Raw genomic sequence first — 17583 nt, 5'->3', positions numbered from 1 at the left:
ACCACCGTGACAGAATCCAACCTCCTGACCCTCGACCTGGGCCCCATTGCCCACGGCGGACACACCGTGGCGCGCCACGACGGCCGGGTCATCTTCGTCCGCCACGGCGTACCCGGCGAAGTGGTGCGCGTGCGCCTGACCGAAAACGAAGAGAGCGCGAAGTTCTGGCGCGGCGATGTGGCCGAGGTGCTGGAGCCCAGCGAGCACCGGGTGCCGCATTTCTGGGAGCCCGCCGACGCGCTGGCGCACCGCGACCCGGTGGGCGGGGCCGAATTCGGCCACATTTCACTGCCATTCCAGCGCGAGCTGAAGGCCAGGGTCTTTGCCGAACAGCTCACCCGCCTGGGCGGGCTGAACGCCGAAGAGAACAATTTCCCGCAGGTGCAGTTCGCACTGGGCCGGGAAGATGGCCTTGGCTGGCGCACCCGCATGTCCTATTCGGTGGATCCTGAAGGTCGGCTGGCGATGAGCGGGTTCAGGAGCAATAAGCTCACCGCCATCAGCCAGATGCCGCTGGCGCACCCGGCCATTGAAGCTACGGGCCTGTATGGCGTGGACTACACGGGCATCGACCGGGTTGAGGCAGCGGTATCCAGCAAGGACGACGCCACGGTGCTGATCCTGCTGGCAGAGGCACGTCCCGGGGCTGCCAAGCGCGTGGCGCGCCAGTTACCCGAAGGCGTCAACGTCGCAGCCTTCAGCCAATCCGGCGGCTCGGCGGCCGATGGGCGCGGCGCGCTGCAGGCCATCGCAGGACGCAGCTGGCTGAGCGAGGAAGTGCTTGGCGAAGAATTCCGCATTACCGGAGAAGGCTTCTGGCAGGTGCACCGCGCCGCCGCCGCCACGTTGAGCGAGCGCGTGCTGGAACTGGCTAAGCCCCAGCCCGGCGAACAGATTGCAGACCTCTATGCCGGCGCCGGGCTGTTCTCACTTCCTTTGGCCCGGGCCGTGGGTCAGGAAGGCCGCGTGTTCTCGATCGAGGGAGCACCGGGCACCCACGCCGATGCGAAGAAGAACCTGCGCGGGATTTCCCAGGCCACGGTGATCCGCGGACGGGTTGAAAGGGTGCTGCGCCAGGTGGCGCGCGATGCGGCCCTCGACGCCGTGGTGCTTGACCCGCCGCGTGCCGGAATTGACAAGAGCGTGGCGGCCGAGTTGGCCTCCAGCGCGGTGCAGCGGATTTGTTACGTGTCCTGCGACCCGGCATCTTTCGCCCGCGACGTGAGCCGATTGACCGCGCGCGGCTACGAATTAGCGCACGTGGAGATTCACGATTTGTACCCGCACACCCACCATATGGAGTCCGTGGCCCTGTTCGTGCGCCGTTAAACCGATCTTTTTGTCCGTTTGGACACGAATTTGGCCGAAATTTATTTCCGACCGGCCTTTTTCCGCGTGATGGCGATAGACTGTTTTTTAGCTCTGCAACAACACGATCATGAGCAACTCAGTTAGGGACTCCTAACTGGAATGTGATCGTGCGAGTGCAACAGAATGAGTGTCTGGCGAGAGGAGTCCCACGTGAGCAATGTGGACAGCTTCGGTGCCAAGGGCGTACTTGACGTCAATGGAACCGAATACGAAATTTACCGACTGAATAAGGTCGAAGGCTCAGACAGCCTTCCTTACAGCCTTAAGGTTCTGCTTGAGAACCTGCTTCGCACCGAGGACGGCGCGAACGTCACCGGCGAGCACATCAAGGCACTGGGCCAGTGGGATGCTTCGGCGCAGCCGAACACCGAAATCCAGTTCACCCCAGCTCGTGTCATCATGCAGGACTTCACCGGCGTTCCATGTGTTGTCGACCTGGCAACCATGCGCGAAGCCGTCAAGGACTTGGGCGGCGACCCAACCCGCGTGAACCCATTGGCACCTGCCGAAATGGTCATCGACCACTCGGTCCAGATCGACACCTTCGGCTTCGAAGGCGCTGTCGAGCGCAATATGGAGATCGAGTACCAGCGCAATGGCGAGCGCTACCAGTTCCTGCGCTGGGGCCAGACCGCGTTTGACGACTTCAAGGTCGTCCCACCGGGAACCGGCATCGTGCACCAGGTCAACATCGAGTACCTGGCACGCACCATCATGACCCGCGAAGTCGACGGCGTTGTGCGCGCCTACCCAGACACCTGCGTGGGCACCGACTCGCACACCACCATGGTCAACGGCCTGGGCGTGCTGGGCTGGGGCGTTGGCGGCATCGAGGCCGAGGCAGCAATGCTCGGCCAGCCAGTCTCCATGCTGATCCCACGCGTTGTCGGCTTCAAGCTCTCCGGCTCGATCCCGGCCGGCGCCACCGCAACCGACGTGGTGCTGACCATCACCGAAATGCTGCGCAAGCACGGTGTTGTGGGCAAGTTCGTTGAATTCTACGGCGAGGGCGTCGCTGAGGTGCCGCTGGCAAACCGCGCCACCATCGGCAACATGTCCCCAGAGTTCGGTTCGACCGCAGCGATGTTCCCAATTGACGATGTCACCTTGGACTACCTGCGCCTGACCGGCCGCTCGGATGAGAACGTCGCCCTGGTTGAGGCCTACGCCAAGGAACAGGGCATGTGGCACAACCCGGAGCGCGAGATCCGCTTCAGCGAGTACCTCGAGCTGGACCTGTCCACCGTCGTTCCATCGATCGCCGGCCCGAAGCGCCCGCAGGACCGCATCGAGCTGTCCAGTGCCAAGGAGCAGTTCCGCAAGGACCTGTACAACTACGTGTCGAACAACGAGGACACCCAGGGTGTCGGACGTCCATCGACCGCAGTTGAGGTTACCCGCGGCGAAGATACCTTCACCATCGACCATGGCCTGGTATCGATCGCTTCGATCACCTCGTGCACCAACACCTCCAACCCTTCGGTCATGCTCGCCGCCGCAGTGCTTGCACGCAACGCAGCTGACAAGGGCCTGCAGTCCAAGCCATGGGTGAAGACTTCGGTCGCCCCAGGCTCGAAGGTTGTCACCGAGTACTACGAGAAGTCGGGTCTGCTGCCTTCCCTGGAGAAGCTCGGCTTCTTCGTCGTGGGCTACGGCTGCACCACTTGCATCGGCAACTCCGGTCCACTGGATGCGGAGATCTCCGAGGCAATCCAGGCCAACGACCTGGCCGCCACCGCGGTGCTCTCCGGCAACCGCAACTTCGAAGGCCGCATCAACCCAGACGTGAAGATGAACTACCTGGCTTCCCCGCCGCTGGTCATCGCTTACGCACTGGCAGGCACCATGGACTTTGACTTTGAGACCGACGCACTGGGCCAGGACGCTGAGGGCAACGATGTCTTCCTGAAGGACATCTGGCCATCGCCTGTCGAGGTTCAGGAGATCATCGACTCCTCGATCGACAAGGACATGTTCGCCAAGGGCTACGACGGAGTCTTCGAGGGCGACGCACGCTGGAAGGCGCTGCAGACCCCAGAGGGCGACACCTTCGAGTGGGACGAGAAGTCCACCTACGCTCGCAAGGCACCGTACTTCGACGGCATGACCGCAGAACCACAGCCTGTTGAGGACATCAACGGCGCCCGCGTTCTGCTCAAGCTGGGCGACTCGGTCACCACCGACCACATCTCGCCTGCAGGTTCGTTCAAGTCGGAAACCCCGGCTGGCCGCTACCTGATCGAGAACGGCGTAGACCGCAAGGACTTCAACTCCTACGGCTCACGCCGTGGCAACCACGAAGTCATGATCCGCGGCACCTTCGCGAACATCCGCATCAAGAACCAGCTGCTGGACGGCGTCGAGGGTGGCTTCACCCGCGACTTCACCCAGGACGGCGCTCCACAGTCGTACGTGTACGACGCTGCCATGAACTACAAGGAAGCCGGCACCCCGCTGGTCGTCTTGGGCGGCAAGGAATACGGTTCGGGCTCCTCGCGCGACTGGGCTGCCAAGGGCACCGCACTGCTGGGCGTCAAGGCTGTCATCGCAGAGTCCTTCGAGCGCATCCACCGCTCGAATCTGATCGGCATGGGCGTTCTGCCACTGCAGTTCCCAGAAGGCGAATCCGCCGACACCCTGGGTCTTGCAGGCACCGAAACCTTCGCAGTCTCCGGCGTCACCGAACTGAACAACGGTGTCACCCCGGGAACCCTGAAGGTCACCGCCACCGCTGAAGACGGCAAGGTCACTGAGTTCGACGCAGTTCTGCGCATCGACACCCCAGGTGAAGCCGACTACTACCGCAACGGCGGCATCCTGCAGTACGTTCTGCGTCAGATCGCAGCAGCTAACTAAGGTTCACGCCTAGGAAAGTTGTTCATCACTGGAACAGCAGTGGAGCCCAAGTCCGAAAGGACTTGGGCTCCACTGTATTAAAAGGTGTTTTGCTAGGATCAACATTTACCCGCACAGCATATGGAATGGAGCTTGCCGAAGCATGAAAGTACTGGCTACACGCAGGCTTATGCTGCGGGCTTGGGAACAGGCCGATGCAGATTTCCTGTTCAGCCTCGAATCCCTGCCGGAAACCGTAAGGTATCTGGGAAGTGAATCCCGAGTCATGGCAAGCCTTGAGGAAGCCCGGGCATCGATAGTGCGCCGACGGGCAGTGGATGCGCCCGGACAGGGAATCTGGGCCATTGAAATCCGCGGCTCCGGAGAATTAGCAGGCAACCTGTTGTGCAAGCCCGTGGGGACCCCGAGTGTCGATGGAGCTGAAACTATTGAGATCGGATGGCACCTGCATCCTGACGCTCAGGGCCGCGGCTACGCGGTTGAAGCAGCCCAGGCTGTGATCGACTATGCGCACAGCCGCGGCATCACTACACTTTCTGCCTTCGTCGACCCGTTGAACAACGCCTCGATCAAGGTCTGCGAGCGGCTGGGCATGGCATCACAGGGCCTGACCGAGGAAGTCTATGGGCAGTCCATGCTGTGCTTCCAGCATACGAAGGATCTATCCAGCGGCAAGGAAAGCGAATGAGTGAACCGGAGAACCTCGACAACTTCCTAACCGAAGGCCAGCTGCGCTGCCTGCACGTTTGGCAGCCCGGGGCCCGGCTGGAAGCGGATCTCTCCTGGCACGAGACCGACACCCTGGTACTCCAGATGGAGTCCGGTGGCCGCAGGTTCATCCTCAAAAGCGCAGGCGAAGCCAACCACCATTTCGACAGGGAGCTGCAGGCCCATCGCGGACATACCGCCGCGATGGTGGCCGCCGGCTACTGTGCACCGCTGATCGCCTTTTCCCGGTCGCAGCGTCTCATGCTGCTGGATTACCTGCCCGGCGTGCTTGCCGATAAGACCCCTGCATCCACCGACCAGGCCATCCACCATCAAGCCGGCATAGCGCTGAAAATTCTGCACGATGGCCACAGCCGGGTGGATGAAGGCTACGAGGCGCGGCTGATCGCCAAATGCCGGCAGGTTCTGGGCCGGGAGCACCGCATCCCTGCGCCGACTGAACAAGCAATAGCGCACTGCCTGGACAGCTTTTCTCCGCAGGCGGCCATGCTGGTGCCTACTCATGGCGACTGGCAGCCGCGCAACTGGCTCACCGATGCAGGAAAACTGCGGGTCATCGATTTTGGCCGCTTCGAATTCCGCCCTGCCGCCACAGACCTGGTTCGGCTGGCTTCCCAGCAGTGGAAGGGGCGCCCAGATCTGGAAGCCGCGTTCTTCGCAGGCTATGGAACAGATCCTCGCTCGCCAAGGGACTGGCCGCTGCTGTATCTGCAGGAGGCGATAGGCACCGCGGTATGGGCCTACTCTATGGGTGCAGAAGAATTTGAGGAGCAGGGCCACCGGATGCTGGCCGAAGCGTTGGAGATGTTTGGGATTCAACCGTAGCGAATCTCATTTGGGCTAGATTCGCAACTACCGGTGTGGTGGCGGATAATAGAAGTGGTTTGGCGCGGGATAGAATTAGTGTTTCGCACCAGCTTGCTGTGCCGAAGTTCGGCAAACATGTGAAGGGGATGACTGTGTCTTTACTAGAGACCATAAAGAAACCAAGCGACCTTCGGGCGCTCACCCTGAAACAGCTGACTGAACTCGCAGAAGAAATCCGCGCATTTCTCATCGCCAATGTGGCCCGCACCGGCGGCCATCTGGGGCCGAATCTCGGCGTGGTCGAGCTGACCCTTGCCATCCACCGGGTCTTCGAATCTCCCAAAGACTCCATCGTCTTCGACACCGGCCACCAGTCCTATGTCCACAAGCTGGTGACCGGACGCCAAGACTTCCAGACGCTGCGCCAGCAGGACGGCCTGTCAGGCTACCCGGACCGCGGCGAATCGGAACACGACATTGTCGAGTCCTCCCACGCCTCCTCGTCCCTGTCCTGGGTGGACGGAATTTCCCGCGCCAACAAGCTGCGCGGGTTCGACGACCGCTATGCCGTCGCCTTGGTCGGCGACGGTGCCCTGACCGGCGGCATGGCCTGGGAAGCGGCGAACAACATCGCCGGAGACAAGGACCGCAAGGCAATCATCGTGGTCAACGACAACGGCCGCTCCTATGCCCCGACCATCGGCGGCCTAGCCAATCAGCTTTCGGGTCTTCGCCAGCAGCTGGACAAGGTCCGCACCCACCCGGCCTATGAGAACGCCATGGACAAGCTCAAGGACAAGCTCAAGGACTCCGGTCCGGTCGGAAGCTTCACCTACAAGTCGCTGCATGCAACCAAGAAGGGCATCAAGGACTGGTGGGCTCCGCAGGGGCTCTTTGAAGACCTCGGCATCAAATACATCGGGCCGATCGACGGGCACAACCTTGCCGCGGTGGAAGAAGCGCTGCAACAGGCCAAGCAGTACGGCGGCCCGGTGCTGGTGCACACCCTGACCGAAAAGGGCCACGGCTACGCCCCTGCGCTGGCAGATGAGGATGACCAGTTCCACGCGGTGGGCGTCATCGACCCGGCCACCGGCAAGCCGATCTCCACCTCCAGCGCCCAAAGCTGGACCAGCGTCTTCGGCGATGAAATTGCCAAGATCGCCGATGAACGCGAAGACGTCGTGGCGATCACCGGAGCCATGCTGCTGCCGGTGGGCTTGAAGAAGATGTCCGAAGCCCACCCGGAGCGCGTGATCGATGTGGGCATTGCCGAACAGCATGCCATGACCACCGCCGCCGGACTTGCCTACGGCGGGCTGCACCCGGTCGTGTGCGTCTATGCAACCTTCCTCAACCGCGCCTTCGACCAGCTGCTGATGGACGTGGCCCTGCACAAGGCCGGTGTGACCATTGTCCTGGACCGGGCAGGGGTGACCGGCCCGGACGGCGCCAGCCACCACGGCATGTGGGACATGGCGTTGACCCAGATCGTGCCCAACCTGCGCCTGGCCGCGCCGCGCGATGCCACCCGGCTGCGCGAAGAACTGCGCGAATCCATGGACGTCACCGACGCCCCTACCGTGGTGCGTTTCTCCAAGGGCTCGGTCGGTGAGGAAGTCGCCGCCATTGACCGGCTGCCTGACGGCGTCGACGTCCTGGCACGCCTGGGAGACCGCTCGGCACCGGATGTCCTGATCATCTCCGTGGGCGCCATGAGTGAGCTGTCGCTGGATGTGGCCCAGCGGCTGAACAGCCAGGGGGTTTCGGTGACCGTCATCGATCCGCGCTGGGTTCTGCCGATGCCTCAATCCGTGATTTCCCTGGCCGCCCGCCACCGGATCGTGGTGTGCATCGAAGACGGCGTACGCGCCGGCGGCGTCGGTTCGCGCCTGCGCACCGAGATGCGCGCTGCAGGAGTGGACACCGCGCTGAACGAAGTGGGACTGCCCACCTCGTTCCTGACGCATGGATCCCGCGAGCAGGTCATGGAACGCGTGGGGCTCACCGCCCAGCAGGTAGCCCGGGATACGCTGGCACAGGTACTGGGAACCAAGGTTCCCTTTGCCCGTCCGCTGCCGGGTCAGGAACTGCCTACCGGACAGATCCCCAAGCTGTGAGCGCACAGTTGGGCTGCCCGGCAGGACTGCCCAGAGAACCGGAAAACCCGCAGTTCGGAGCCCTCGTCGTCGCCCGCGCTTGGAAATACAATGGCGCCGCCCACTGGGTGGTCCCGGGATTCTATTTGGGCCAGGACCAGTATGGCCACTGGATCCACCAGCCGGCCGGATCCTTAATCGCCCGTCCGTCGACGGCTCATCTCGCCCCCTGCGACGCCTTGTGCTTGATCCCGCACGAAGGGCAGTGGGTCGCCACGCTGTACAACGACCCGGTGGAAGACTTCGACGTGTATATCGACCTTGCCAGCAGCATCGGCTGGCAGCAGATGAAGCGCGGGGCCTGGGAGGTCAATTCCATAGACCTCGACCTGGACGTCATCAGGTCCCACAGCCGGGGAACCTTCCTGGAGGACGAAGACGAGTTCCGCGAGCATTCCCACAGCATGAACTATCCGTCGGATCTCATTGAACAGGTCAGCGCGGAAAGCCTGGCGCTGTTGGCGCAAGTCGAAGCTGACCGCGAGCCGTTCAGCCATGCGCACCGGGAGCTCTGGCTGGCCAAAGCCCGCGAGCTCTAGGCCGCTGGGTCCTCAAGCACTAAAGAAAACTTTCCATACATCAGGACCACCTAATCCGAGGGGAAAAAGATGGCAATTATCCGCACCTACCGACTCAACGAGAAGAACGAACTGCAGTTCCGCGAAGCATGGTTCCAGCAGTTCGACGACGAGGAATTGGGCCAGTTCGTCATTAACCACGGCGCAGTGGGCCACATGTCCAAGACCAATGAGGTTCTGGATGTGACCGCCGACCGCGCCGATGAGCTCTTCGCCGGCTTCGTGGAGACCTGCACCGCTGAAGGCTACGCAGAAATCGCCAATGAAGACCAGTCGTGGGTCATCGTGCAGTATGCGCTGAAGACCGCCGAAGGCACCGAGCGCGACCACTATCTGGAAAAGAAGGCGGTCGAAGCCTTGACCGGCCACCTGGCGTGGCGCGGCCTGGGCACCGTTGAATCCAGCGATTTCGGCAACCGAAAGCTGAACATCCGCATTCTCTCGCCTGCGCCGAAGCTCGCAGTGAACGCCATCAAGGTGTGCATCCGCGAGGCGAAGCTCGACTTCACCAAGATGAGCATTGCCACAGCGGCTTATGACTCCATCGACAACGCTCGCATGGCCCACCCGCTGCCGGCCAAGCCATTTAGCCTGAACTAGAAGCCTGTTGGCATGCCGCTGTTGAGCATCAGGGACCTGGTCGAGGCAGACTTCCCGAGCGTGGCCGCCTTGTCCCGGTCCCTGGGCAGAACATGCAATCCAGGGCTTTGGCGCGGCGGCGAATGCCGGCTGGTCATCAGCTCGGCAGAAACCGGAGTGGTCGCCTGGGCGCGAGCACACTATTGGGATCCGCAGGACCCGTTGGCGTCCGCAGGTTTTTACTTGGGCGGCGTCGAAGTGGCTCCGAACTACCAGGGCCTGGGTTTAGCACATCGGCTGTCTCGCGCGCGGCTTGCCTGGGTGGCGGAACGGGCAACCGATGCCTATTGCGTGGTCAATTCGCGCAATGCGGCCTCGATTGCGCTGCAGCGTTCCCTGGGATTTGTCGAACAGGCGCGGGCGGCCCGGTTCGGCACGGTGGAATTCAGCGGGGGAGAAGGCATCCTCTTCCGGCGCGAGCTGCAGTCGTCCGACGCTTCCGCCGGCTCTCGAACTTTCACAATAGAAATAAAGGACCAATGATTCCACAAGAAGACCGGGACGAGACCCCTGGTGCACAGCGCAAAGGCACACGCATCGGAGCCACCCGCGTTCCATTGCATCTGGTATTTCAAGCGTGCGTCGGTGTCATTATCGGCATCGGCATCACGTCGTTGTTTGCCGGGGTGATGCCGGCCAAGCTGGCCCTGGCCGGCGTGCTGGTGGCCATTGCGGCCTGGATCGTCGAGCAGGGGTTCAGGCTTCCCGATGCTATGAGCATCACCGGCGCTCGTATTCGACTGGCGCTCAGGCTGGTCTCGCTGGTCGGCTTCACCATCGCGGTGGCGCCGCTGATGGCACTGATCGAAGGATGAGCGCACCAGCCGCCAACAAGCCGAGGCGCCAAACGCTGCGCCGCTATGCGCTGCTTCTGGCGCAAATGGCGGCAGGCATTGGGCTGGGCCTCGGATTAGCCCGGGTCATGCGCCTTCCAGAAGAGCAGATCGCCTTGATCGGCACGCTCATCACGCTGGTGACGTGGTTGGCCGAGGAAAGCTTCACGCTGCCGGACAAGGAAACCAGATGGGGTGCCCTGATTCACGGGGCACTCAGATTCCTGGCTTTGGTGGGCTTCATCATGGCGCTGCAGTCGCTGGCCGCCTTGAACGGCTGGGAGCCGGCGCTTCGCGGCTAGGAGCCAAGCCGTGAAATCTTGAACTGGAAAATCACAACAAAAATGTCCTCAGGGAAGATTATTCCCTGAGGACATTCGTGCATCCGGCTGGAGACTAGTCGGTGCCGGCGTCGAAGGCCGCAGCCTCATTGGCGCGGTCGGTGGCCAGCTCGTCGCTGTCTACCGGGGTGGCGTCGACAATCGCATTGGCTCCACCTGCTTCCAGCGAGCCGACCAGCTTGGCGGTGGTGCCGCCAACCAGGCCCATGGCCGCGTACTGCTCCAGACGGCCGCGGGAATCGGCAATGTCCAGGTTGCGCATGGTCAGCTGGCCAATGCGGTCCACCGGACCGAAGGCGGCATCGCCCACGCGTTCCATGGACAGCTTGTCCGGGTGGTAGCTGAGGTTCTCGCCGGTGGTGTCGACGATCGTGTAGTCGTCGCCGCGGCGCAGGCGGATGGTGACGGTGCCGGTGATGGCCGAGCCAACCCAGCGCTGCAGGGACTCGCGCAGCATCAGGGCCTGTGGGTCCAGCCAGCGGCCTTCGTACATCAGGCGGCCCAGCTTGCGGCCCTCGTTGTGGTAGCTGGCCACGGTGTCTTCGTTGTGGATCGCGTTGACCAGGCGCTCGTAGGCGATGAACAGCAGTGCCATGCCCGGAGCTTCGTAGATGCCGCGGGACTTGGCTTCGATGATGCGGTTCTCGATCTGGTCGCTCATGCCCAGGCCGTGGCGTCCGCCGATGATGTTCGCCTCGTTGACCAAGGCAACCGGGTCAACGTATTCCTTGCCGTTGATCGCTACCGGGCGGCCTGCGGAGAAGGTCACGGAGACGTCCTCAGACTTGATCTCTACGTTCTCGTCCCAGTACTTCACGCCCATGATCGGCTCGACGTTTTCGATCGAGCTGTTTAGCAGCTCCAGGGTCTTTGCCTCGTGCGTGGCGCCCCAGATGTTGGCGTCGGTGGAGTAGGCCTTTTCGGCGGAGTCGCGGTAAGGGAAGCCGTGGGCCACCATCCACTCGCTCATTTCCTGGCGGCCGCCGAGCTCTGACACGAACTGCGGGTCAAGCCAAGGCTTGTAGATGCGCAGCTTCGGGTTGGCCATGAGGCCGTAGCGGTAGAAGCGCTCGATGTCGTTGCCCTTGTAGGTCGAACCGTCGCCCCACACGTCCACGCCGTCTTCACGCATGGCGCGAACCAGCAGGGTGCCGGTGACAACACGGCCCAGAGGGGTGGTGTTGAAGTAGGACTTTCCGCCGGAGCGGATGTGGAAGGCGCCGCAGGCCAGGGCGGCGAAGCCTTCTTCGACCAGGCCTGGCTTGCAGTCGACCAGACGCGAAGCCTCGGCTCCGTACTCCAGTGCGCGCCCCGGAACGGCGTCGATATCCGGTTCGTCGTACTGGCCGAGATCGCCGGTGTAGGTGTACGGGATGGCGCCGTTGTGGCGCATCCAAGCTACTGCGACGGAGGTGTCGAGGCCGCCGGAGAACGCGATACCTACGCGCTCGCCTACTGGAAGATTGGTAAGAACTTTAGACATGTTTCCATCCTAATGGATAAATATGCATAGTAGTGAATTTTGGAGAAAATTCTTTGCACTAAGACCTAACAGATAGCCTAGGGGAGAAGTACACAGAGCGAAGAACTTCGCATCAATGCTAAGAAGGGAAGCCCATGGAATTTCGCCAGCTAGGCCGCAGCGGCCTGCAAGTTTCGGTGGTTGGATTGGGATGCAACAACCTGGGGCGCGCCGGGACCGCCACCGAATCTCAAGAAGGCACCAATGCGGTGATTCACGCCGCACTGGATGCAGGCATTACCTTCTTCGACGTGGCCGACACCTACGGCCGCGAACCGGGGTTGTCTGAAGAGCGGCTGGGCAAGGCGCTTGGCTCGGCCCGTGAAGACATCGTGCTTGCCACAAAATTCGGCATGGACATGAAGGGCGCCAACGGGCCTGATTATCAGGCGAGGGGCTCGCGGCGCTACATCGTCAAATCGGTGGAAAGCTCATTGGCCCGTTTGGGAACCGATCATATCGACCTCTACCAATTCCATACGCCAGATCCATTGACTCCAATCGATGAAACCCTGCGGGCCCTCGATGATCTGGTGACCAGTGGCAAGGTGCGGTATATCGGGCATTCCAACAGGGCTGGCTGGCAGATTGCCCAGGCGCACTATGTTGCCAAGGAGCTCGGCACGGAAAAGTTCATTTCCGCGCAGAACCACTACAACCTGCTGGACCGCCGCGCCGAGCTGGAGGTGCTTCCGGCGGCGAAGGAATTTGGCCTCGGCGTCTTGCCCTACTTTCCCTTGGCCAATGGCCTGCTCACCGGAAAATACTCCCTAGGCAAGGCGCCTGTCGGCAGCAGGTTGACTCACTCCCGACAGCACCTTGTGCAGGAGAGCAACTTCGAACAGCTCTCAGCCTTCGCGGACTTTGCCGCGCAGCGATCGCTGACCCCCGCCGAACTTGCCTTTTCCTGGCTGGCGGCCCAACAGCCGGTCGCCTCGGTCATCGCTGGAGCTACGCGCCCCGAGCAGGTCGCCGCCAACGCACGTTCTGTGCGCTGGGTGCCCACCGGCGAAGAGCTCGAACAGCTGGACCAGATCTTCCCTCCGGCGCAGAAAATCGCCCTTTTTTAGCGACGGGGTGCGAAACGGCTCCAGGCAGAAACCGTTTGGTTCTTGCCTGGAGTCGTTGTTCTTTGCAGTATCTAGGATTCGTCGGTGACGTAAACGACGATATCTTTGCCCTTGATTTCGGCCGCATATCGAGTTAGTGCCGCCTTGGCCGGCCCGGCAAGAACAGTGCCGTCCTTCGGCTCATACCGAGATCCATGGCAGGCGCAGTAGAAGTCATTCTTGTCGGACTTCGGGGAAACCGCGCAGCCTTGGTGGGTGCATTTGTTCGAGTACGCCAGCACAGTCTTCTCATCCTTGCGGAAGAGCAGCACAGCCGCTTTTTCGCCGTTGGGGTGCTTTGCCGGAGCCGCGGCACGCGAACCCACTGGCAAATCTGCAGCCTTCATCAGCACCTGGCCCTCTCCGCTGGGGGTGGGAATGTCCTTGGCGTCAGGAGTCTGCGCTTCAGAATGTCCGTCGCCGCAGGCGGTAAGCAGGGCCGCTGAGCCGATTGCGGCAGATGCACACATGAAAGTGCGTCGAGCTGGTTGGGCAAAGTCAGTCATGAGCCACATTATTTCAGATCAATCTGTGCTCCGGCTTAGCCGCCGGCGGTAGTGTCGAGAGACATAACCGTGGCAGCGGACTAGACTGCAAGCTACCGGAAGAAGGTGGGGTCATGATCCTGAAAAGAATTTTGTTCTGGTCATTTGGCATAGCTGTTCTGGGCTTTTTGATGTTCATGAATCTTCAGCCCGACGATTCGCCGTGGCGTGCCTTTGGCCCCTGGATTTACTGGGCCTTGGCTGGGCTCTTTGTGGTGGCCGCTGTCGTTCGGCTCATTCTCGGCCAGGATCGCCACAAGACGCACTATCTCGTGGGGCCGATGGCCTCGGCTGGACAGACTTACGGAAGCCTTGTCATGGGTTCGGCTGATGTGGGCGCTTCCACAGCCTTTACAGATAAGAGCCTTTCGGCGTTGACACCCAACACCGAATTGACGGTGGACAACAAGCCTCCGGAAGGCTTCGTCTTCAAGCAGCCTGCGGACGTACGGCGGAAACTAAACGGCGACAAATGAACATCGAAATTAAACTATGAAGCGGCGCTCACCGGACAATGAGCGCCGCTTCATTCTCATTCACACCACTCAGGGAGGGGTGGTGCGAAAACCTGGTTCAACTAGTTGTTGAACTTCTTGCCGTTGACACGTTCTGAAGCGCCAACCTGATCCAGATACGGGGTGATGCCGCCCAGATGCATCGGCCAGCCTGCTCCGGTGATCATGCACAGATCCACATCTGCGGCTTCGGCGACCACGCCTTCTGCCAGCAGCAAGCCGATCTCCTGGGCCAGGGCATCCTGGACCCGGAGCAGGATCTGCTCCTTGGTCGATGGCTTGTCGCCGAAGGTCATCAGCTTGGCGGCCTCTGGGTTGAGCACCTGGGCGCCGTTCTCATCTTTGACCCATAGGCTGGTGATCTTGGCATCCACCAGGTTCTGCAGATTCTGCGAAACGGTGAATCGATCTCCGAACGCCGCATGCAAGGACTCGTTGACGTGCTGTGCCACCGGCAGGCCGACCATGGCCAGCAGCGTCATCGGAGTCATCGGCAGGCCCATCGGGGCCAGCGCAGTATCAGCGGTGGCGGCATCGGTGCCCTCATCGAAAGCTGCCTGTACTTCGCTCATCAGGCGCAGCAGGACGCGGTTGACCACAAATGCCGCCGAATCTTCGGTGCGCACGGTGGTCTTCTTCAGCGCCTTGCCCAGCACAAACGCGGTGGACAGGGACACGTCATTGGTCCACTCGGTAGAGGCGATTTCCAGCAGCGGCATCACGGCGACAGGGTTGAAGAAATGGAACCCGACCAGGCGTTCGGGGTGCTTCAGGTCGCGGCCCATTTCGGTCACCGACAGCGAGGACGTGTTGGTGGCGAGTACGCAGTCGGCGGAAACAACTGCCTCCACTTCGGCGAAGACCTGCTTCTTCACGTTCAATTCTTCAAAGACCGCTTCGATGACGAAGTCTGCATCGGCGAAGGCGTCCTTGGTGACCGAGCCGGAAACCAAGGCCTTGGTGCGGTTCACGGCATCCTGGCTCATGCGGCCCTTGGCGTGCAGCTTGTCGATCTCCGAGTGGATGTAGCTGATGCCCTTGTCAATGCGCGACTGGTCGAGGTCGGTAATGACCACCGGAACATTCAGGCGGCGGACGAACAGCAGTGCCAGCTGGCTTGCCATCAAGCCCGCGCCGACGACGCCGACCTTGGTGACCGGGCGGGCCAGCTTGGCGTCGGGGGCGCCAGCCGGGCGCTTGCCGCGTTTCTGCACCAGGTCGAGGAAGGCGTAGACGGTGTTCTGGAACTGTGGGGTGTTCATCAGGCCGGTCAGGGCCTCGATTTCCAGCTGTGCAGATTCCTTCTGGGTCAGGGTCATGCCCTTGCGGAAGACTTCCAGGACCTTGTACGGGGCAGGAGCTGCTCCGGAGAGCTTGGCGTCCACGAACTTCTCGGCGGCATCAGCGGCATCCAGCCAGCGGCGTGCAACCTCTGGGTCCGAGGTGTCCACGGCATTCGGGCGCTGCACTGCGTGGGCACCGGTCAGCACGCTGTCGGCAAAGGCGACGGAGTGCTCGATGAAATCGGCTGGTTCGAACAAGGCATCGGCCACGCCCATCTTGTAGGCGGCCGGGCCGGAAAGGGTGCGGTTGTTGTTCAGCGGATTCTCGATCATGACCTTGAGGCCGTTTTCCGGTCCGACCAAGCGAGGCAGGCGATAGACGCCGGCCCAACCTGGAATCAGGCCGAGGAATGCCTCCGGCAGGCCGAGTGCGCCGGCGCCGGTGCTGACGGTGCGGTACGTGCAGGCCAGCGCAATTTCCAGGCCGCCGCCCAATGCCAGGCCGTTGATGAACGCAAAGGTGGGCACGCCCAGGTCCGCCAACAGGTCATAGGCACGGTGGCCCAGGGTGGCCATGGCCGCCGCCTGGGCAGGATCGCTCAGGCGCGTCACGGCCGAAAGGTCTGCGCCGGCAATCAGGAAGTACGGCTTGCCGGTAATGGCCAGGGCGTGGATCTCGCCGTTCTTGGCGCGCTGTGCTTGGATTTCCAGGGCCGCATGCAGCTCAACCAGGCCGTTGGGGCCCAGGGTGGTCGGCTTGCGGTGGTCCAGGCCGTTGTCCAAGGTGAGCAGCGCCAGGGTCTTGCCGCTGGCCAGGGCCACGTCCTTCACGAAGGAGTGGGTGATGGTTTCATCGCTCATGAGATCGGCAACGCCGGCGAAGTCTGGGGTGATAGCTGAAGTCATTGTCTTGTATTCCTTAAGCCTTGGTGCCGAAGTCTGCGTGGTTTGGGTTCTCCCAGATCACTGTGCCACCCATGCCCAAACCGATGCACATGGTGGTCAGTCCGTAGCGCACCGAGTGGTCCTCGGAGAACTGGCGTGCCAGCTGGTTCATCAGGCGCACGCCGGTGGATGCCAGTGGGTGGCCTACGGCGATCGCCCCGCCGTAGCGGTTCACGCGCGGGTCGTCCTGGTCGATGCCGTAGAAGTCCAGGAAGGAGAGCACCTGGACGGCGAAGGCCTCGTTGATCTCGAACAGCCCGATGTCATCGATCCCCAGCCCGGCCTTGGCCAGCGCCTTCTCGGTGGCGGGCACCGGACCGTAGCCCATGATGTCGGGTTCCACGCCGGCGAAGGCGAAGGAGACCATGCGCATCTTCGGGGCAAGGCCCAATTCGCGCACTGCCTGGCCGCTGGCAAGCATGGCCGCGGTAGCTCCGTCGTTCAGGCCAGCGGCGTTGCCTGCGGTGACCCGGCCGTGGGCGCGGAAGGGCGTGCGCAGATCGGCGAGGGATTCCATAGTGGTGCCCGGCCGTGGCGGCTCGTCGACGGTGTTCACTGCCCAGCCTTCGCCCGGGCGCTTGGCTGCCACCGGGATCAAATCCGGCTGGATCTGGTTGTTTTCATAGGCCCGCGCCAGCTTCTGCTGGGAGGCCACCGCGTAGCGGTCGGCGCGCTCCTTGGTGATTGCGGGGAAGCGGTCGTGCAGATTTTCTGCGGTGTTGCCCATGTTCAGCGCCTGCGGGTCGACAATGCGTTGGCTCATGAAGCGCGGGTTGGGATCGGCGCCGGCGCCCATCGGGTGGTTGCCCATGTGCTCCACGCCGCCGGCGACGACGATGTCGTAGGCTCCGAAGGCGATGCCGCCTGCGGTGGTGGTCACCGCCGTCATGGCGCCTGCGCACATGCGGTCGATCGCATAGCCCGGCACCGACTTGGGGATGCCCGCCAGCAGGCTGACGGTGCGGCCGATGGTCAGGCCCTGGTCGCCGGTCTGGGTGGTGGCCGCCAGCGAGACTTCGTCGATCTTCTCGGCAGGGACCTGCGGGTTGCGCTCAAGCAGGCCGCGCACCGCCTTGACGGCTAGGTCGTCGGCGCGGGTGCCGTGGTAGATTCCCTTTTCTCCGGCCTTGCCGAACGGGGTGCGCACCCCGTCGATGAAGACGACATCGCGGTCGTCGAGCAAGCTGCGCACGTTCTCGTGCTCCGTCGAGGCATTGACACTCACCGTCGGGCTCCTTGAAAGGTAGTTCAGTCTGCGGCACGGATCATGCGGCAGTGGCCACAATCACTGTGACTCAAGACATACGTTACTCATGAGTAACTTGAAGTGCAAGTGGGCCAGCTCACCACG

The 17583-nt window shown here is 62.3% G+C and carries 16 protein-coding genes; 12 read left to right on the top strand and 4 right to left on the bottom strand.

The genetic code is table 11. The annotated features are described in order from the left end of the window. The first annotated feature begins 6 nt into the window (after positions 1-6). From AUR04nite_RS15305 to AUR04nite_RS15260, 10 genes are all read left to right on the top strand, one after another. Entirely contained in the window at positions 7-1329 is a 1323-nt protein-coding gene (locus tag AUR04nite_RS15305; protein WP_141366705.1) for a class I SAM-dependent RNA methyltransferase, read from the top strand. A gap of 192 nt (positions 1330-1521) precedes the next feature. Beyond that, positions 1522-4227, top strand: a complete 2706-nt coding sequence (gene acnA, locus AUR04nite_RS15300; protein ID WP_170184238.1) for an aconitate hydratase AcnA — start codon at positions 1522-1524, stop codon at positions 4225-4227. A gap of 142 nt (positions 4228-4369) precedes the next feature. Further along, positions 4370-4915, top strand: a complete 546-nt coding sequence (locus AUR04nite_RS15295; protein WP_141366701.1) for a GNAT family N-acetyltransferase — start codon at positions 4370-4372, stop codon at positions 4913-4915. Beyond that, the gene (locus AUR04nite_RS15290) at positions 4912-5781 is read left to right on the top strand and encodes a phosphotransferase (RefSeq protein WP_141366699.1); all 870 of its coding nucleotides are present in this window, start codon (positions 4912-4914) and stop codon (positions 5779-5781) included. Before AUR04nite_RS15295 ends, AUR04nite_RS15290 begins: the two co-directional genes overlap by 4 nt. A gap of 134 nt (positions 5782-5915) precedes the next feature. Next, a complete protein-coding gene (gene dxs, locus AUR04nite_RS15285; RefSeq protein ID WP_141366697.1) occupies positions 5916-7883 on the top strand; it encodes a 1-deoxy-D-xylulose-5-phosphate synthase in 1968 nt (655 codons plus the stop codon). Further along, the gene (locus tag AUR04nite_RS15280) at positions 7880-8461 is read left to right on the top strand and encodes a DUF402 domain-containing protein (protein ID WP_141366695.1); all 582 of its coding nucleotides are present in this window, start codon (positions 7880-7882) and stop codon (positions 8459-8461) included. The genes dxs and AUR04nite_RS15280 overlap by 4 nt, the downstream gene beginning before the upstream one ends. A gap of 69 nt (positions 8462-8530) precedes the next feature. After that, a complete protein-coding gene (locus tag AUR04nite_RS15275; RefSeq protein ID WP_141366693.1) occupies positions 8531-9100 on the top strand; it encodes a hypothetical protein in 570 nt (189 codons plus the stop codon). A gap of 12 nt (positions 9101-9112) precedes the next feature. Next, positions 9113-9622, top strand: coding sequence for a GNAT family N-acetyltransferase (locus AUR04nite_RS15270; protein WP_141366691.1), 510 nt, complete (start codon positions 9113-9115; stop codon positions 9620-9622). Further along, positions 9619-9954 (top strand): hypothetical protein, encoded by a 336-nt coding sequence (locus AUR04nite_RS15265; RefSeq protein WP_141366689.1) that lies wholly within the window; start codon positions 9619-9621, stop codon positions 9952-9954. The genes AUR04nite_RS15270 and AUR04nite_RS15265 overlap by 4 nt, the downstream gene beginning before the upstream one ends. After that, positions 9951-10274 (top strand): hypothetical protein, encoded by a 324-nt coding sequence (locus AUR04nite_RS15260; RefSeq protein WP_141366687.1) that lies wholly within the window; start codon positions 9951-9953, stop codon positions 10272-10274. Before AUR04nite_RS15265 ends, AUR04nite_RS15260 begins: the two co-directional genes overlap by 4 nt. Positions 10275-10368: 94 nt before the next feature. Here AUR04nite_RS15260 and argG read toward each other — a convergent pair whose 3' ends face one another. Continuing rightward, a complete protein-coding gene (gene argG / locus AUR04nite_RS15255; protein WP_141366685.1) occupies positions 10369-11796 on the bottom strand; it encodes an argininosuccinate synthase in 1428 nt (475 codons plus the stop codon). 134 nt (positions 11797-11930) lie between these two features. On the opposite strand from argG, the gene AUR04nite_RS15250 reads away from it, so the two are divergent. Next, a complete protein-coding gene (locus AUR04nite_RS15250; RefSeq protein ID WP_141366683.1) occupies positions 11931-12905 on the top strand; it encodes an aldo/keto reductase in 975 nt (324 codons plus the stop codon). Positions 12906-12976: 71 nt separating this feature from the next. On the opposite strand, the gene AUR04nite_RS15245 is transcribed toward AUR04nite_RS15250, so the two are convergent. Further along, positions 12977-13450, bottom strand: a complete 474-nt coding sequence (locus AUR04nite_RS15245) for a QcrA and Rieske domain-containing protein (RefSeq protein ID WP_170184237.1) — start codon at positions 13448-13450, stop codon at positions 12977-12979. A gap of 113 nt (positions 13451-13563) precedes the next feature. On the opposite strand from AUR04nite_RS15245, the gene AUR04nite_RS15240 reads away from it, so the two are divergent. After that, positions 13564-13965, top strand: a complete 402-nt coding sequence (locus tag AUR04nite_RS15240; RefSeq protein ID WP_141366679.1) for a hypothetical protein — start codon at positions 13564-13566, stop codon at positions 13963-13965. Positions 13966-14066: 101 nt separating this feature from the next. Here AUR04nite_RS15240 and AUR04nite_RS15235 read toward each other — a convergent pair whose 3' ends face one another. Together AUR04nite_RS15235 and AUR04nite_RS15230 are read right to left on the bottom strand one after the other, a co-directional pair. Beyond that, entirely contained in the window at positions 14067-16193 is a 2127-nt protein-coding gene (locus tag AUR04nite_RS15235) for a 3-hydroxyacyl-CoA dehydrogenase NAD-binding domain-containing protein (protein WP_141366677.1), read from the bottom strand. A 13-nt stretch (positions 16194-16206) separates the two neighbouring features. Next, a complete protein-coding gene (locus AUR04nite_RS15230; protein WP_246055558.1) occupies positions 16207-17457 on the bottom strand; it encodes a thiolase family protein in 1251 nt (416 codons plus the stop codon). Positions 17458-17583 lie beyond the last annotated feature (126 nt).

Origin of the sequence: Glutamicibacter uratoxydans, from assembly GCF_006539925.1 — a bacterium.
In the GTDB taxonomy this organism is placed as follows: Bacteria; Actinomycetota; Actinomycetes; order Actinomycetales; family Micrococcaceae; genus Glutamicibacter; species Glutamicibacter uratoxydans.
Note: the sequence above shows the minus strand (reverse complement) of the source record. Positions and strands in the feature narration are given on the sequence as shown.

Bases quoted from the DNA above. Each gene is read 5' to 3' on its own strand.
- AUR04nite_RS15260 (WP_141366687.1), top strand. From the start codon at position 9,951: ATGAGCGCACCAGCCGCCAACAAGCCGAGGCGCCAAACGCTGCGCCGC.
- argG (WP_141366685.1), bottom strand. From the start codon at position 11,796: ATGTCTAAAGTTCTTACCAATCTTCCAGTAGGCGAGCGCGTAGGTATC.
- AUR04nite_RS15290 (WP_141366699.1), top strand. From the start codon at position 4,912: ATGAGTGAACCGGAGAACCTCGACAACTTCCTAACCGAAGGCCAGCTG.
- AUR04nite_RS15240 (WP_141366679.1), top strand. From the start codon at position 13,564: ATGATCCTGAAAAGAATTTTGTTCTGGTCATTTGGCATAGCTGTTCTG.
- AUR04nite_RS15245 (WP_170184237.1), bottom strand. From the start codon at position 13,450: ATGACTGACTTTGCCCAACCAGCTCGACGCACTTTCATGTGTGCATCT.
- AUR04nite_RS15250 (WP_141366683.1), top strand. From the start codon at position 11,931: ATGGAATTTCGCCAGCTAGGCCGCAGCGGCCTGCAAGTTTCGGTGGTT.
- AUR04nite_RS15270 (WP_141366691.1), top strand. From the start codon at position 9,113: ATGCCGCTGTTGAGCATCAGGGACCTGGTCGAGGCAGACTTCCCGAGC.
- AUR04nite_RS15265 (WP_141366689.1), top strand. From the start codon at position 9,619: ATGATTCCACAAGAAGACCGGGACGAGACCCCTGGTGCACAGCGCAAA.
- AUR04nite_RS15235 (WP_141366677.1), bottom strand. From the start codon at position 16,193: ATGACTTCAGCTATCACCCCAGACTTCGCCGGCGTTGCCGATCTCATG.
- AUR04nite_RS15295 (WP_141366701.1), top strand. From the start codon at position 4,370: ATGAAAGTACTGGCTACACGCAGGCTTATGCTGCGGGCTTGGGAACAG.
- AUR04nite_RS15275 (WP_141366693.1), top strand. From the start codon at position 8,531: ATGGCAATTATCCGCACCTACCGACTCAACGAGAAGAACGAACTGCAG.